This window comes from Pseudomonas sp. Pseusp97 (genome assembly GCF_047304025.1).
Taxonomy (GTDB): domain Bacteria; phylum Pseudomonadota; class Gammaproteobacteria; order Pseudomonadales; family Pseudomonadaceae; genus Pseudomonas.
The window spans coordinates 1-14,202 of record NZ_JBGLYK010000038.1 but is presented as its reverse complement, the minus strand read 5'-3'; the positions used below and the strand labels follow the sequence as shown (position 1 = coordinate 14,202).

Annotated in this window: 12 protein-coding genes; 8 read left to right on the top strand and 4 right to left on the bottom strand. The window is 67.0% G+C overall.

The genetic code is table 11. From position 1 onward, the window contains the following. Positions 1–83: 83 nt before the first annotated feature. Together ACCC94_RS09735 and ACCC94_RS09730 are read left to right on the top strand one after the other, a co-directional pair. Positions 84–1,094: an aldo/keto reductase gene (locus tag ACCC94_RS09735; protein ID WP_413349201.1), complete on the top strand. Its 1,011-nt coding sequence runs from the start codon at positions 84–86 to the stop codon at positions 1,092–1,094. Positions 1,095–1,168: 74 nt separating this feature from the next. Continuing rightward, positions 1,169–1,579, top strand: a complete 411-nt coding sequence (locus ACCC94_RS09730) for an SRPBCC family protein (protein WP_413349200.1) — start codon at positions 1,169–1,171, stop codon at positions 1,577–1,579. A 66-nt stretch (positions 1,580–1,645) separates the two neighbouring features. Here ACCC94_RS09730 and ACCC94_RS09725 read toward each other — a convergent pair whose 3' ends face one another. Further along, complete coding sequence (locus ACCC94_RS09725) at positions 1,646–2,053, bottom strand: hypothetical protein (RefSeq protein ID WP_017517867.1); 408 nt, start codon at positions 2,051–2,053, stop codon at positions 1,646–1,648. Between the two features lie 194 nt (positions 2,054–2,247). Between ACCC94_RS09725 and ACCC94_RS09720 the strand changes: the two genes are divergently transcribed. The 6 genes from ACCC94_RS09720 (at position 2,248) to glgB (ending at position 11,518) form a co-directional block, all read left to right on the top strand. Continuing rightward, positions 2,248–2,775, top strand: a complete 528-nt coding sequence (locus ACCC94_RS09720) for an MgtC/SapB family protein (protein WP_413349199.1) — start codon at positions 2,248–2,250, stop codon at positions 2,773–2,775. Next, positions 2,765–3,031, top strand: a complete 267-nt coding sequence (locus ACCC94_RS09715) for a hypothetical protein (RefSeq protein ID WP_413349198.1) — start codon at positions 2,765–2,767, stop codon at positions 3,029–3,031. The genes ACCC94_RS09720 and ACCC94_RS09715 overlap by 11 nt, the downstream gene beginning before the upstream one ends. Beyond that, on the top strand, positions 3,019–3,900 hold the full coding sequence (locus tag ACCC94_RS09710) for a Ku protein (RefSeq protein ID WP_413349196.1): 882 nt from the start codon (positions 3,019–3,021) through the stop codon (positions 3,898–3,900). Before ACCC94_RS09715 ends, ACCC94_RS09710 begins: the two co-directional genes overlap by 13 nt. An 89-nt stretch (positions 3,901–3,989) precedes the next feature. After that, on the top strand, positions 3,990–5,972 hold the full coding sequence (locus tag ACCC94_RS09705; protein WP_413349195.1) for an alpha-1,4-glucan--maltose-1-phosphate maltosyltransferase: 1,983 nt from the start codon (positions 3,990–3,992) through the stop codon (positions 5,970–5,972). A 24-nt stretch (positions 5,973–5,996) separates the two neighbouring features. Continuing rightward, positions 5,997–9,332, top strand: coding sequence for a maltose alpha-D-glucosyltransferase (gene treS, locus ACCC94_RS09700; RefSeq protein ID WP_413349193.1), 3,336 nt, complete (start codon positions 5,997–5,999; stop codon positions 9,330–9,332). Continuing rightward, entirely contained in the window at positions 9,329–11,518 is a 2,190-nt protein-coding gene (gene glgB / locus ACCC94_RS09695) for a 1,4-alpha-glucan branching protein GlgB (protein ID WP_413349192.1), read from the top strand. Before treS ends, glgB begins: the two co-directional genes overlap by 4 nt. A gap of 328 nt (positions 11,519–11,846) precedes the next feature. Here glgB and ACCC94_RS09690 read toward each other — a convergent pair whose 3' ends face one another. The 3 genes from ACCC94_RS09690 to ACCC94_RS09680 form a co-directional block, all read right to left on the bottom strand. After that, positions 11,847–12,812, bottom strand: a complete 966-nt coding sequence (locus tag ACCC94_RS09690) for a lysylphosphatidylglycerol synthase domain-containing protein (RefSeq protein WP_413349191.1) — start codon at positions 12,810–12,812, stop codon at positions 11,847–11,849. Further along, the gene (gene clsB / locus ACCC94_RS09685) at positions 12,809–14,008 is read right to left on the bottom strand and encodes a cardiolipin synthase ClsB (RefSeq protein WP_413349190.1); all 1,200 of its coding nucleotides are present in this window, start codon (positions 14,006–14,008) and stop codon (positions 12,809–12,811) included. The genes ACCC94_RS09690 and clsB overlap by 4 nt, the downstream gene beginning before the upstream one ends. Then, a partial coding sequence (locus ACCC94_RS09680; protein WP_413349189.1) for an endonuclease/exonuclease/phosphatase family protein occupies positions 14,005–14,202 on the bottom strand: 198 nt, incomplete at its 5' end. The genes ACCC94_RS09680 and clsB, both read right to left, overlap by 4 nt.

The following is a 14,202-nucleotide window of genomic DNA, read 5'->3' as shown; positions in this document are numbered from 1 at the left end:
CTTGGACGGTCTCAGTTGGGCGGGCATAGGATTGCCGCCACTGGAGTTCACAAGCGACTCCCCCCCAACCCGGAGAACCCTCCATGAGCCTCAAATCCTTGATTCCCACCCGCCTTGGTTTTGGCACTGCGCCGCTGGGCAACATGTACCGTGACGTGCCCGCCGAAGAAGTGCAGGCCACTGTCGATGCCGCCTGGGAAAACGGCGTGCGCTATTTCGATACCGCGCCGTTCTACGGCGCCGGCCTTTCCGAATCCCGTCTGGGCGCCGCCCTGGCCAACCGCCCGCGTGATGAATACGTGCTCAGCAGCAAGGTAGGCCGCATCATCCTCGACGAGCTGGAAGACCCGGCCGCCCGCGAGCTGGGCGAGAAGAGCGGCCTGTTCGAGCACGGCAACCGCAACCGTATCGTCAACGACTACAGCGCCGACGCCACCCTGCGCTCGATCGAGGACAGCCTCAAGCGCCTGGGCACCGACCGCCTGGACATCGTCTGGATCCACGACATCGCCCAGGACTTCTACGGCGACGAATGGCTGAGCCAGTTCGAAATCGCCCGCACCGGTGCCTTCCGTGTGCTCACCCGACTGCGCGAGGAAGGTGTGATCAAGGCCTGGGGCCTGGGGGTGAACCGCGTCGAGCCCATCGAGCTGACCCTGGACCTGGACGAACCACGCCCCGATGGCTTCCTGCTCGCCGGCCGCTACTCGCTGCTGGACCATGAGCGCGCGCTGCAACGCGTCATGCCGCAGGCGCTGGAGCAGGGCGTGGGCATCGTCGTCGGCGGCCCGTACAGCTCCGGCGTGACCGCTGGCGGCGAGCACTTCGAGTACCAGAAGGCCGGCCCGGCCGTCTTGGCCACGCTGGAGCGCATCCGCGCCGTGGCCCGCGACCATGGGGTGGACGTGAAAGCTGCCGCGCTGCAGTTCGCCCTGGCCCATCCGGCCGTGGTAGCAGCAATCCCCGGCTCGACCCGCCCGCTGCACGCCAACCAGGACCATGCCGCGCTCAGCGCCGTCATCCCGGCTGCGTTCTGGAGCGACCTGCGCTCCCAGGGCCTGATCAGCGCGGTGACGCCAGTCCCCGCCGTTTGACGCTTCAGGCGCCGGGCCTCGTGGTCCGGCGCTTCACCGAAACACCAAGGGGCCCTTGCCCCAGGAGAAACATCATGGCCAAGGCCACTGCTCACATCGACCTCAACGCCGACATCGACCAGGTCTGGCAACTCATCGGCGGCTTCGATTCCCTGCCCGACTGGCTGCCGTTCATTCCGCAAAGCCGGCTCAGCGAAGGCGGCCGCGTACGAACGCTGAACAGCGTCGACGGCGAAACGATCATCGAGCGCCTGCTGGACTTCAACGAGGCTGAGCGCAGCTACAGCTACACCATCCTGCAGGGCCCGGCGCCGGTGCGCGACTATCAGTCGACCCTGCGCGTACTGCCCGGCAGCGAAGGCGTGCGCGTGGAATGGTTTGGTTCCTTCACGCCCGAGGGCATCACCGATGCCGAAGCTACCGCGCTGTTCACCGGCATCTACGTCGATGGCCTGGCGGCGCTGAAGCAGAAGCTCGAAGGCTGATCGCGTCGGCGAAAAAAGCCCCTTGCCAGCGACTGGCAAGGGGCTTCGTCGTTCTTGCAGGCTGACTTACCAGAACCCTCCGGCATGCCGGCTGGACGCATAGTCCAGGTGCAGGGCAAAGGAGCTCTGGAAGAATTCCAGCAGGCGGGTATCGAGCACCATTTCATTGAGCGACGCGAGCGAACCGATCACCTGCTGCACGTCGCCTTCGCTCTCGCCGCAGCGGTTCTCGTGGCATAGCCGCTGCGTCTGCGGGTCGGCGCTGATGCGGCAGACGCATTCCGGATCATGGCAGGAGCCGCGCACCTTGAGGCTCAATTCCGGTAGCTCGCGGCGGCCCTCCAGCAATTCCACGGTGCACTCCAGACCGTGTTCGCGGGCGAATTCGCTGGCGCGGGCGAAAGCCGGCAAGGCCACCTCGACCAGCGCGCTCTGGTAGGCATTGGCAAAACTCTTCTGGGGGTCGTCGCTCATCCGCGGTCTCCTTTGCAGGTTGCACGATGCCAGCTGACAGCAGCCGGGGTTTGAGTCATGGACCACGCAATACGCGGCTTGCGCGATGTATCGGCGGACTTTCCGCCGAGTGGTTGGGGGCGCGCCGACGAAATGAAGCAAACCAAATGGCCATGACGCCGGTCAGCATTCAGGTAAGGGCTGCGGAGCCGGACATGGACACCCTGGAACGCATCTGGGCGACGCTGGTCGCCGAGTTTTCCGACCTCAGCGAAGTGGAGCAGATCACCCGCGCGTCGCTGCGCCTGGCGCTTGCCGTGCTGTTGGGCGGGGTGCTGGGCTATGAACGGGAAAGCAAGGGCAAGGCTGCCGGCCTGCGCACGCACATGCTGGTGACGATGGGCGCGGCGCTGTTCGTCATGGCGATCCGCGAAGGCACGACGGAGGCCGACGCCGTCAGCCGGGTGATCCAGGGCATCGCCGCCGGCATCGGCTTTCTTTGCGCCGGCACCATCCTCAAGGGCAGCCGCGCGTCGGACGTCAAGGGTCTGACCACTGCGGCGGGCCTCTGGCTGAGCACCGCCATCGGCATCAGCGTGGGGCTCGGCCACTCCGCCACGGCGGTGCTCGGCACCCTGCTGGCACTGCTGGTGTTGCACTGCCTGCCGCATGGCCTGGAACGTGGCCGCGAGCAGGAATCCATTTCCCCTGGACAGCAGCGGGAGGACCGCGATGTTCCGTGAATTTCCCCAGGCCTGCGCCTGGACTGACGCCATGTGCGAGAACGGCCGCTGCAGCGGGCTGATCGAATACCAGGTGAGCCGCGAAGGCGCGGCGGTGGAGGTGCTCTGGGTCTATGCGCCGCTGAGCACCAATGCGGCGCAAGCCGAGGCCGAGGCGCAACGCATGCTCGAACGGGTGTGCGACATCGATGCCGAGGGCCGCGTGCACTTCGACGACGGCGTGATCCTGCAGGAGGACTGCCCATGGCCCGTGTGATCTGGAAAGGCGCCATCAGCTTCGGCCTGGTGCACATCCCGGTGGCGCTCAACAGCGGCGCGCGCTCGTCCGGCACCAACTTCGACTGGCTGGACGAACGCAGCCTGGAGCCGGTGGGCTACAAGCGGGTGAACAAGGTGACGGGCAAGGAGGTGCCCAAGGAGCACATCGTCAAGGGCGTGGAGCTGGAGAAGGGCCGCTACGTGGTGCTCAGCGAGGAGGAAATCCGCGCGGCGCGACCCGAAGCCACGCAGACCATCGACATCCTCAGCTTCATCGAGGTGAGCGAGATTCCCGTGCCGTTCTACGACTCGCCCTATTACCTCACCCCCGAGAAGCGCGGCGAGAAGGTCTACGTACTGCTGCGCGACACCCTGCAGAAGACCGACAAGGCCGCCGTCTGCCAACTGGTGATGCACAGCCGCCAGCACCTGGCGATGCTGCGCGCCGAGGGCGATGCCATCCTGCTGATGACCCTGCGCTGGCCGGAGGATGTGCGCGAGGTGGATGAGCTGGGGCTGAACCTGTCGAAGGTCAAGCTCGACAAGCGCGAGGCGGAGATGGCCGAACGCCTGGTCAAGGACATGAGCGGCAAGTGGACCCCGGAGGACTACCAAGACACCTTCAGCGAAGAGATACATCGCCTGGTGGAGCAGAAGGCCGCCAAGGGCCAGCTCGCCGAAGTCGCGCAGGTGGAGGAGCGCTCCAGCGAAGGCGCCGACATCATCGACCTCACCGAGCTGCTCAAGCGCAGCCTGAAGGGCGACGGCAAGAAGCGCAGCGCCGCCAGCGCGCCCGCCAAACGCAGCCGCAGCACCAGCAAGAGCGCCAGTACCGATAAGAGTGCGCCGAGGCGCAAAAGCTCCTGAACCCGCCGCCGAGAAAATAGCCTGAACTTGCGTCGCCCTCACGGTTCGGAAGCCTTGTACCGAACAGCGCAGCGAGGAGGGCGCCGCGAATGGAACTGGAGAATCCCGCAAGCCGGGCCGAAGCCGCCGCCAACGAGGCGCGCATCGTCATCGAGGACGTCGAACCGCGCCTGGAAAGCGGGCGTTTCGCCGCGAAAGCGATCTGCAATCGGCGCTCCCGCGTGCACGCCCGGTTGTTCTGCGATGGCCACGACAAGCTGGCCGCGGAAGTCGCCTGGCGCGAAGACAAGCACGCACCGTGGCAGAAGGTGCCGATGCAGCCGCTGGGCAACGATCATTGGGAGGCCCACATCACGCCGACGCGGGTCGGCCGCGCGGAGTTCATCGTGCTGGCCTGGATCGACAGCTATGCGAGCTTCCGCTACGAACTCGAGAAGAAATACGCCGCCGGCCAGGCAGTGGACCTGGAATTTCGCGAAGGCATCGAGCTGCTGCAGAGCGTGCTGCAGACCGCCCCGGAAGATTGCGAGGCGGAACTGGCCGAGATTGTCCGCGGGCTGCAGGACAACGACGGGCGCGAGGCGCGCTTCGCCCTGTTCATGGCGCCGCATACCCTCGAATTGATGCAGCGCGCCGAGCATCGCCCGCACCTGACCCGCAGCCTGACCTTCGAGCTGGACGTTGAGCGGCAGCTGGCGGAGTTCGCCAGCTGGTACGAACTGTTCCCGCGCTCGGAAAGCAGCGTGCCCGGCCAGCACGGCACCTTCGCCGACGTCCACCGGCGCCTGCCGGAAATCGCCGCGATGGGCTTCGACGTGCTCTACTTCCCGCCCATCCACCCCATCGGCCGCACCCACCGCAAGGGCCGCAACAACAGCCTGCAGGCCGGGGAGAACGATCCCGGCAGCCCCTACGCCATCGGCAGCGAAGAGGGTGGCCATGAGGCGGTGCACCCGCAACTGGGCACGCTGGATGATTTCCGCGAACTGGTGAAGGCCGCCCGCGAGCACGGCCTGGAAGTCGCACTGGACTTCGCCATCCAGTGCTCGCCGGACCACCCCTGGCTGCGCGAGCATCCCGGCTGGTTCAGCTGGCGCGCCGACGGCTCCATCCGTCACGCGGAGAACCCGCCGAAGAAGTACGAGGACATCGTCAACGTCGATTTCTACGCCCCCGACGCGGTACCCGGTCTCTGGCTCGCGCTGCTGCAGGTGGTGCAGGGCTGGGTGGAGCAGGGCGTCACGCTGTTCCGGGTCGACAACCCGCACACGAAACCGCTGCCGTTCTGGGAATGGCTGATCGCCGAGGTGCGCCGCGAACACCCGCAGGTAATCTTCCTCGCCGAGGCCTTTACCCGCCCGGCGATGATGGCGCGCCTGGGCAAGGTCGGTTTCAGCCAGAGCTACACCTATTTCACCTGGCGCAACACCAAGCCCGAGCTCGAGGAGTACTTCACCGAGCTCAACCAGTCGCCGCTGCGCGACTGCTACCGGCCGAACTTCTTCGTCAACACGCCGGACATCAATCCCTATTTCCTGCAGCGTTCCGGGCGCGCCGGCTTCCTCATCCGCGCCGCGCTGGCGACCATGGGCTCGGGCCTGTGGGGCATGTACTCGGGCTTCGAACTGTGCGAGGCCGACCCGGTGCCGGGCAAGGAGGAGTACTTCGATTCCGAGAAGTACCAGCTGCGCCAGCGCGACTACCACGCCCCCGGCAACATAGTCGGCGAGATCACCCGGCTCAACCGCATCCGCCGCGACAACCCCGCGCTGCACAGCCACCTCGGGTTCCAGGCGTACAACGCCTACAACGACAACATCCTGCTCTTCGGCAAGCGCACCGAGGATCTTTCCAACTTCATCCTCATCGCCGTCAGCCTCGACCCGCACAACGCCCAGGAAGCGCATTTCGAGCTGCCGCTCTGGGAGTTCGGCCTGCCCGACGATGCCCCCATGGGCGGCGAGGACCTGATGAACGGCCACCGCTGGACCTGGTACGGCAAGCGCCAGTGGATGCGCATCGAACCCTGGCACCTGCCGTTCGGCATCTGGCGCCTGCACCCCGAGCAGTGACCCGCTTTCGTAGAGGACCGCGACATGGCCAAGCGCAAGACCCGCCCGTTTCTCGATGACCCGCTCTGGTACAAGGACGCGGTCATCTACCAGCTGCACGTGAAGTCCTTCTTCGACGCCAACAACGACGGCATCGGCGACTTCCGCGGGCTGATCGAGAAGCTCGACTACATAGCCGAACTGGGCGTGAACACCCTCTGGCTGCTGCCGTTCTACCCCTCGCCACGACGCGACGATGGCTATGACATCGCCATGTACAAGGGCGTCCACCCCGACTACGGGACCCTGGCGGACGCCCGCCGCTTCATCGATGCGGCGCACGAGCGCGGCTTGCGGGTGATCACCGAGCTGGTCATCAACCACACCTCCGACCAGCATCCCTGGTTCCAGCGTGCCCGGCGGGCGAAGAAGGGCTCCCAGGCACGCAACTGGTACGTCTGGTCCGACGATGACACCCGCTACGACCAGACGCGGATCATCTTCATCGACTCCGAGCAGTCCAACTGGACCTGGGACCCAGTGGCCGGCCAGTACTTCTGGCACCGCTTCTATTCCCACCAGCCGGACCTGAACTTCGACAACCCGCAGGTGCTGCGCGCGGTGCTCGGGGTGATGCGCTACTGGCTGGACCTGGGCGTCGACGGGCTGCGCCTGGATGCCATCCCGTACCTGATCGAGCGCGACGGCACCAACAACGAAAACCTTCCGGAAACCCATGTGGTGCTCAAGCGCATCCGCGCCGAACTGGACGCGCATTACCCCGACCGCATGCTGCTGGCCGAGGCCAACCAGTGGCCCGAGGACACCCGTCCGTACTTTGGCGGGACGGAAGGCGGCCCTGGCGACGAATGCCACATGGCCTTCCATTTCCCGCTGATGCCGCGCATGTACATGGCGATCGCCCAGGAAGATCGCTTCCCGATCACCGACATCCTGCGCCAGACCCCGTCGATCCCGGACAACTGCCAGTGGGCGATCTTCCTGCGCAACCACGATGAACTGACCCTGGAGATGGTCACCGACGACGAGCGCGACTACCTCTGGAACTACTACGCCGCCGACCGCCGCGCGCGCATCAACCTGGGTATTCGCCGCCGCCTGGCGCCGCTGGTGGAGCGCGATCGCCGGCGCATCGAGCTGCTGCACAGCCTGCTGCTGTCCATGCCGGGCACGCCGACCCTGTACTACGGCGACGAGATCGGCATGGGCGACAACATCTACCTGGGCGACCGCGACGGCGTGCGTACGCCGATGCAATGGTCGGTCGACCGCAATGGCGGATTCTCGCGCGCGGACCCGGCCAGCCTGGTGCTGCCGCCGATCCTCGATCCGCTCTATGGCTACCAGAGCGTCAATGTCGAGACACAGTCGCGCGACCCGCATTCGCTGCTCAACTGGATGCGCCGCATGCTCGGCGTGCGCAAGCAGCAGAAGGCATTCGGCCGCGGCAGCATCACCATGCTGTCGCCGCCCAACCGCCGCATCCTCGCCTACCTGCGGCAATACAGGCCCGAGGGCGACGGCGCCAGCGAGGACAGCATCCTCTGCGTCGCCAACCTCTCCGGCGCCGCCCAGGCGGTGGAACTGGACCTGTCGGCGTTCGATGGCCGGGTGCCGGTGGAGATGCTCGGCGGCTCGTCCTTCCCGCCCATCGGACGGATGACCTATCTGCTGACATTGCCGCCCTATGGCTTCTACTGGTTCTACCTGGCTGACAGCCAGCAGATGCCGGCCTGGCACGTGAAGCCGGTGGAGCGCATGCCCGAGCTGCCGACCCTGGTCCTGGCGCAGCGCCTCGAAGAGCTCACGCGCGGCGCACCGCGCGAACTGCTGGAGAGCGATTCGCTGCCGCGCTACCTGCCCAAGCGCCGCTGGTTCTCTGCCGGCCGGGTGGATGCCGGCAGCGCCCATCTGCTCTACGCCATGCCGCTGGAGGAGGCCGACGCCGCGCCGATGCTGGCCGAGGTGGAGGTCACCGGTGCCGATGGCGCCGAGCATTACCAGCTGCCGCTGGCGGCGGTGCCGGAGAAGGGCAGCGCCGGCAACGACCTGCCGCAGCAACTGGCCCTGGCGCGCCTGCGCCGTGGACGCAGGGTCGGCCTGCTGACCGATGCCTTCAGCCTGCCGCGTTTCAGCCGGCTGATTCTCAACCAGCTGCGCCAGGGTGCGACCCTGCAGGGCGCGGCTGGCGAGCTGCAGTTCCTGCCGCAGCCCGGCCTTTCGCAGTACGCCGATCTGGGCGACGACGCCGAAATCCGCGTGCTGGGCGTCGAGCAATCCAACAGCTCCGCGCTGATCGGCAACCGCCTGCTGCTCAAGTTGCTGCGCCGGGTGTTCCCCGGCGTGCACCCGGAAGCGGAAATGGGCGGCTACCTGAGCCGCCGCGGCTTCGCCAACATCGCCCCGTTGCTGGGCGAGGTGCGCCGCATCGACGCCAGCGGCCAGCCGCACACACTGCTCCTGCTGCAGGGTTACCTGAGCAACCAGGGCGATGCCTGGAGCTGGACGCTCAACCAGCTCGAACGCGCCATGCGCGACGGGTTGCTGCCACGGGTGGAAACGGCGGAGCCGGAATTCGACGCGATGGAGGAGCTGCGCCTGTTCGCCGGCAAGTTCGGCCAGCGCCTGGGCGAGATGCACCAGTTGCTCGCCGAGGCCACCGACGAGCCGGACTTCGGCCTGCACCGCAGCGCCGCCGCCGACAGCGCCTTCTGGACCAGCAGCATCGGAGCGCAGATCGAACAGGCGCTGGAGGCGCTGGGGAAATCCCGCGAGGCCCTCGATGAGCGCGGCCGGGTGATGGTCGACTGGCTGCTGGAAAAACGCGCCGAGCTGCTGCAGGCCGTGGGCAATCTCGCGCGCCTGGCCGAGGGCGGGGTGATGATCCGCGTCCACGGCGACCTCCACCTGGGACAGGTGCTGGTGGTGCAGGGCGACGCCTACCTGATCGACTTCGAAGGCGAGCCCAACCGCCCGCTGGCCGAGCGCCGCCAGCGTCACAGCCCGCTCAAGGATGTCACCGGCGTGCTGCGCTCCTTCGACTACGCCGCCGCCATGGCCCTGCGCAGCGCGCAGGGTACCGAGGAGGCCGCGGAGGTGCAGTCGGCGCGCGCCGCCCTGGCTGTGCGCTACCGCCGCGAGGCCCGCGAGGCCTTCCTCGAGGCTTACCGAGCGGCCGCCGTCGATCTGCCCCACGAATGGCATGGCCGCGAAGGCGAGGGCGCCGCGCTGGCCCTGTTCAGCCTGGAGAAGGCGGCCTACGAAGTGCTCTACGAAGCCGGTCACCGCCCCGACTGGCTGGAGGTACCCCTGCAAGGACTCTTTGAATTGGCGCGACACTTACTCGGAGGACGTACATGACCCTGCGCAGCGATCTGGACCATCTTCAGCGTGCCGACCACGCCGACCCCTTCGCCTTCCTCGGCCCGCACCGCGACGACGAGGGCGGCGTGGTGCGGGTATGGCTTCCCGGTGCGCTGGCGGTGGAGTTGCTGTCGCCGCAAGACGACTTCCTCGCCGCCATGCAGGCGGTCGACGCCAGCGGGCTGTTCGTCGCCCACCTGGAATCCCCCTTGGCCAGCGGCACGCCGTACCGCCTGCGGATCCACTGGCCCGAGCACGAACAGGTTACCGAGGACCCCTACGCTTTCGGCCCGTCCCTGAGTGAGCTGGACCTCTACCTGTTCGCCGAGGGCAACCACCGCCAGCTCGGCAAATGCCTGGGCGCCCAGGTGATGGAGATGGATGGCGTGCCCGGCGTGCGCTTCGCCGTCTGGGCGCCGAATGCCAGGCGGGTCTCGGTGGTCGGCGACTTCAACGGTTGGGATGGCCGCCGCCACGTGATGCGGCTGCGCTATCCGGCCGGCGTCTGGGAGCTGTTCATCCCGCGCCTGCAGCCCGGCGAAATCTACAAGTACGAGCTGCTGGGCAGCGACGGTGTGCTGCCACTCAAGGCCGACCCGTTGGCGCTGGCGACCGAGATGCCGCCGGCCACCGGCTCGCGGGTGCCCGACCCTACGCCGTTCAGCTGGCAGGACCACGACTGGATGAACCAGCGCGCCGAACGCCAGGGAGTCGACCGGCCGCTGTCCATCTACGAGCTGCATGCCGGCTCCTGGCAGTGGGTGGATAACCGTACGCCGACCTGGAATGAACTGGCCGACCGGCTGATCCCCTACGTCACCGACCTGGGCTTCACCCACATCGAGCTGATGCCGATCATGGAACACCCCTTCGGCGGCTCCTGGGGCTACCAGCCGCTGTCGCTGTTCGCACCCACCGCGCGCTATGGCAGCCCGGCGGACTTCGCCCGCTTCGTCGACCGCTGCCACCAGGCTGGTATCGGCGTGATCCTCGACTGGGTACCGGCGCATTTCCCCACCGATGCCCATGGCCTGGCGCACTTCGACGGCACTTCGCTGTACGAATACGCCCATCCCTTCGAAGGCTTCCACCAGGACTGGGACACCTACATCTACAACCTCGGGCGCAACGAGGTGCACGGCTTCATGCTGGCCTCGGCGCTGCACTGGCTGCGCGAATACCACATCGATGCGCTGCGCGTGGATGCGGTGGCCTCGATGCTCTACCGCGACTACTCGCGCAAGGAGGGCGAGTGGATTCCCAATCGTCACGGCGGGCGGGAGAATCTCGAAGCCATCGAGTTCCTCAGCCATCTCAACAGCGTGGTGCACACCGAGGCGCCCGGCGCGCTGGTGATCGCCGAGGAGTCCACCGCCTGGCCGGGCGTCAGCCGGCCCACCGAGCAGGGCGGCCTGGGCTTCGCCTACAAGTGGAACATGGGCTGGATGCACGATAGCCTCTCGTACATCCGCGAAGACCCGATCAACCGCGGCTACCACCACCACAAGCTGACCTTCGGCCTGCTCTACGCCTTTTCCGAGCATTTCATCCTGCCGATCTCCCACGACGAAGTGGTCCACGGCAAGGGCTCGCTGCTGGGAAAGATGCCGGGGGACCGCTGGCAGCAGTTCGCCAACCTGCGGCTGTACCTGTCGATGATGTGGACCCATCCGGGCAAGAAGCTGCTGTTCATGGGCTGCGAGTTCGGCCAGTGGCGCGAGTGGGACCACGACGGACAACTGGACTGGTACCTGCTGCGCTATGCCGAGCACTTCGGCACCCAGGCACTGGTTCGCGAACTCAACCGCGTGCTGCGCGAAGAGCCGGCATTGCACGCTTTCGACGATCGCGCCGAAGGCTTCCACTGGCTGATCGGCGACGATCAGCTCAACAGCGTGTTCGCCTGGCTGCGCCTGGCTGGCGATGGTTCACCGGTCCTGGTGGTGCACAACTTCACCCCGGTGCCGCGCCCTCACTATCGCGTGGGCGTGCCATTGCCGGGCCATTGGCAGGTGCTGCTCAACAGCGATGCGGACAGTTTCGGCGGTTCGGGTGCGGGAAGTCGGGGGACGCTGGAGAGCGACCCGCATGAGTCCCATGGGCAGGCGCAGTCCCTGGCGCTGGACCTGCCGCCGCTGGGCTGCCTGATCCTGCGCCCGCAAGGCGACGGAGTGGACCTTTAGCCGCGGTGCCTCGACGGCCGAAGTCGGACCGTAGGGCGGATAACCCGGAACGGGTTATCCGCCTGTTGTCTCGCGGCGGATAACGCTGGCGCGTTATGCGCCCTACGACCTTGTCCTCATGGGAAACCTCCTTCCCCGCGATTTCCCTCTCCCTAACCCTCTCCCTGAAGGGAGAGGGGACTGGTTGGGTGCCGGCTGAAACCACAGTGTCAGCCGGCACGGATAGCTCCCTCTCGCTTCAGGGAGAGGGCGGGGGGAGAGGGCGCGCCTAGGCACGATGTTTCAGGTAGGGACGGGCCATGCCCGCGATCCGTTGGCACGGCCGACGTCAGGAAACCCGCGCCGCCTCCTGCCGTTCCGCGCGGCGCTTGAGCTTCTTTGCGTGGCGTTCCAGCCACAGGTAGACGGCGCAGGCGAGCAGCAGCGGAATCAGGAAGTACAGCACCCGATAGCCGATCAGCGCCGCCAGCAATTCCCCACGGGAGAAGTGATCGCGCAGCACGGTGATGAACACCGTCTCGATCACTCCCAAACCCGCCGGTACATGCAGCACCACACCGGCAATGCTGCTGATCAGCAGGGTCGCCAGCACCGTCGGGTAATTCGCCGAGTCCGGCAGCAGCGTGTAGATCAGCAGCGCCATCACCGACCAGTTGCTCGCCCCGGCAATGCCCTGCAGGGCCGCCAGGCGCCAGCTCGGCAGGTTCAGCCGATAGCGTTTCCAGCCCCAGGCGCGGCGGCGGGAGAAGCGGCAGGCGAGCAGGTAGCCGGCGCCCAGCAGCAGGAGCAGCACGCCGATGGCGCGCAAGCCGCTCTGGCCCAGCGACCAGTTGTCCGGCAGGTCCGGGTAGCCGCAGACGAACAGCACCCCGGCGAGCAGCAGGTAACCGTACCAGTTGGTGATCATGCTGAAGGTCAAAATCCGCGTGATGTCCCCCGCGCTCATCCCCAGGCGCCCGTAAAGGCGGAAGCGCAGCGCGATGGCGCCGACCCATGAGCTGAGGTTGAGGTTGAAGGCGTTGCACACGAAGGCCACGGTGAACACCCGTCGCACCGGCAGAGGATGGCCGATGTAGAAGCGGCTGAGCACATCGAAGCTGCTGAAGATGGAGTAGCTGCCCAGGGCGATCAGCATGCCCAGCGCCAGGGTGCTGAACTTGTATTCGCGCAGCAGGCGGAACACCTCGTCCCAGTCGGTGGCGCGCAGCAACAGGAACAGCAGCACCGGCAGCGCCACCAGCAGGACGATATTGAAGACGCGGTTGGCGCGCTTCCAGAATTTCTTGTTCTTCATGGCTGCACCTGGGATTGGCTGGGGTTTTCCTCGAGGCTCGCGGGGTGGAGCACCTGCCGGTGGGCCGGCAACTGGCCGGCGATGGCGGGGAAGTGCCGCAGGAAGTGGAAGCTCAGGAACACCAGCGGCGCCCGCCACCAGTAGCCGCGCCGGGCATACTGGCGGGTGACGCGGCGGCAGCTGCTGGCCGCCAGGCTTTCCAGGTGGTCGTCCAGTTCGCCGGCGAACGCCGGGTCCTCGATCAGCAGGTTGCCTTCCAGGTTCAGCGACAGGCTCAGCGGGTCGAGGTTGCTCGAGCCGACCGTGGCCCAGTGGCGATCCATCACCGCGACCTTGCCGTGCAGCGGACGGTCCCGGTATTCGTAGATCTCCACGCCGTCGCGCAGCAGGGTGTCGTACAGCAGCTTGCTGCACAGGCGCACCAGCGGCATGTCCGGCAGGCCCTGGAGGATCAGGCGCACCTGCACGCCGCGCTTGGCGGCGTCGCGCAGGGCGCGCAGCAGGCGATAGCCCGGGAAGAAGTAGGCGTTGGCGATCACCAGGCGTTCGCGGGCGCGGCCGATGGCGCGCAGGTAGTGCTGTTCGATCTCGGTGCGGCGATGCAGGTTGTCGCGGATCGCCAGGCAGGCCCTGCACGGCCCCGCAGGGCCACTGCTCTGCACGGCATCGGCGGCGGGCATGTCGCCATACTGGGCGAGCAGGTCCAGGCAGGCGCGGCGGATGTCCTGCACGCTCGGGCCGCGCACCTTCACCGCATAGTCCTGCTTGGCCATGGCGCCGAAGTCGGCAAGGTGGTCGGCGCAGAAGTTGATGCCGCCGATGAAGGCGACCTGGCCGTCCACCACCACATGCTTGCGGTGCAACCGGCGGAACAGGTTGGTGCGCATGCCCAGCAACGGCCGCTGCGGATCGAACAGGTGCAGGCGCACGCCGGCATCCAGCAGGCCGCCGAGGAAGCTCGCATCCAGGTCCGGCGTGCCGTAGCCATCGGCGATCACGTCCACGCGTACACCGCGCTTCGCCGCGTCGATCAGCACCTGGCGCAGGCCGCGGCCGACCTTGTCGTCGCGCAGGATGAAGGTTTCCAGCAGCACCTCCTGGCGTGCCCCTTCGATGGCCTGGAAGACGCTGGGGTAGAAGGCTTCGCCATTGATCAGCAACTCGACCCGGTTGCCGTCGCGCCAGCACTCGTTCATAGCGATACCTCGGCCAGCAGGGGGAGATGGTCGGACAGGTGGGGCCAGGGCTTGCGGTTGAGCACCTCGCTCAGGGTGACCTTGAGGTTGCGCACGTAGATGCGGTCCAGCCGCAGCAGCGGCCAGCGCGCGGGAAAGCTGCGCGGCTCGCCGCCTTCCCGCGGAAAGGCCGGGCGCAGCCCGCAGCCGGCGAG

Excerpts from the sequence above, each read along its gene's own strand:
- ACCC94_RS09715 (WP_413349198.1), top strand. The coding sequence starts at position 2,765 with ATGTTCCGTGAATTTCCCCAGGCCTGCGCCTGGACTGACGCCATGTGC.
- glgB (WP_413349192.1), top strand. The coding sequence starts at position 9,329 with ATGACCCTGCGCAGCGATCTGGACCATCTTCAGCGTGCCGACCACGCC.
- ACCC94_RS09705 (WP_413349195.1), top strand. The coding sequence starts at position 3,990 with ATGGAACTGGAGAATCCCGCAAGCCGGGCCGAAGCCGCCGCCAACGAG.
- ACCC94_RS09735 (WP_413349201.1), top strand. The coding sequence starts at position 84 with ATGAGCCTCAAATCCTTGATTCCCACCCGCCTTGGTTTTGGCACTGCG.
- ACCC94_RS09730 (WP_413349200.1), top strand. The coding sequence starts at position 1,169 with ATGGCCAAGGCCACTGCTCACATCGACCTCAACGCCGACATCGACCAG.
- ACCC94_RS09725 (WP_017517867.1), bottom strand. The coding sequence starts at position 2,053 with ATGAGCGACGACCCCCAGAAGAGTTTTGCCAATGCCTACCAGAGCGCG.
- treS (WP_413349193.1), top strand. The coding sequence starts at position 5,997 with ATGGCCAAGCGCAAGACCCGCCCGTTTCTCGATGACCCGCTCTGGTAC.
- ACCC94_RS09710 (WP_413349196.1), top strand. The coding sequence starts at position 3,019 with ATGGCCCGTGTGATCTGGAAAGGCGCCATCAGCTTCGGCCTGGTGCAC.
- ACCC94_RS09690 (WP_413349191.1), bottom strand. The coding sequence starts at position 12,812 with ATGAAGAACAAGAAATTCTGGAAGCGCGCCAACCGCGTCTTCAATATC.
- clsB (WP_413349190.1), bottom strand. The coding sequence starts at position 14,008 with ATGAACGAGTGCTGGCGCGACGGCAACCGGGTCGAGTTGCTGATCAAT.
- ACCC94_RS09720 (WP_413349199.1), top strand. The coding sequence starts at position 2,248 with ATGGACACCCTGGAACGCATCTGGGCGACGCTGGTCGCCGAGTTTTCC.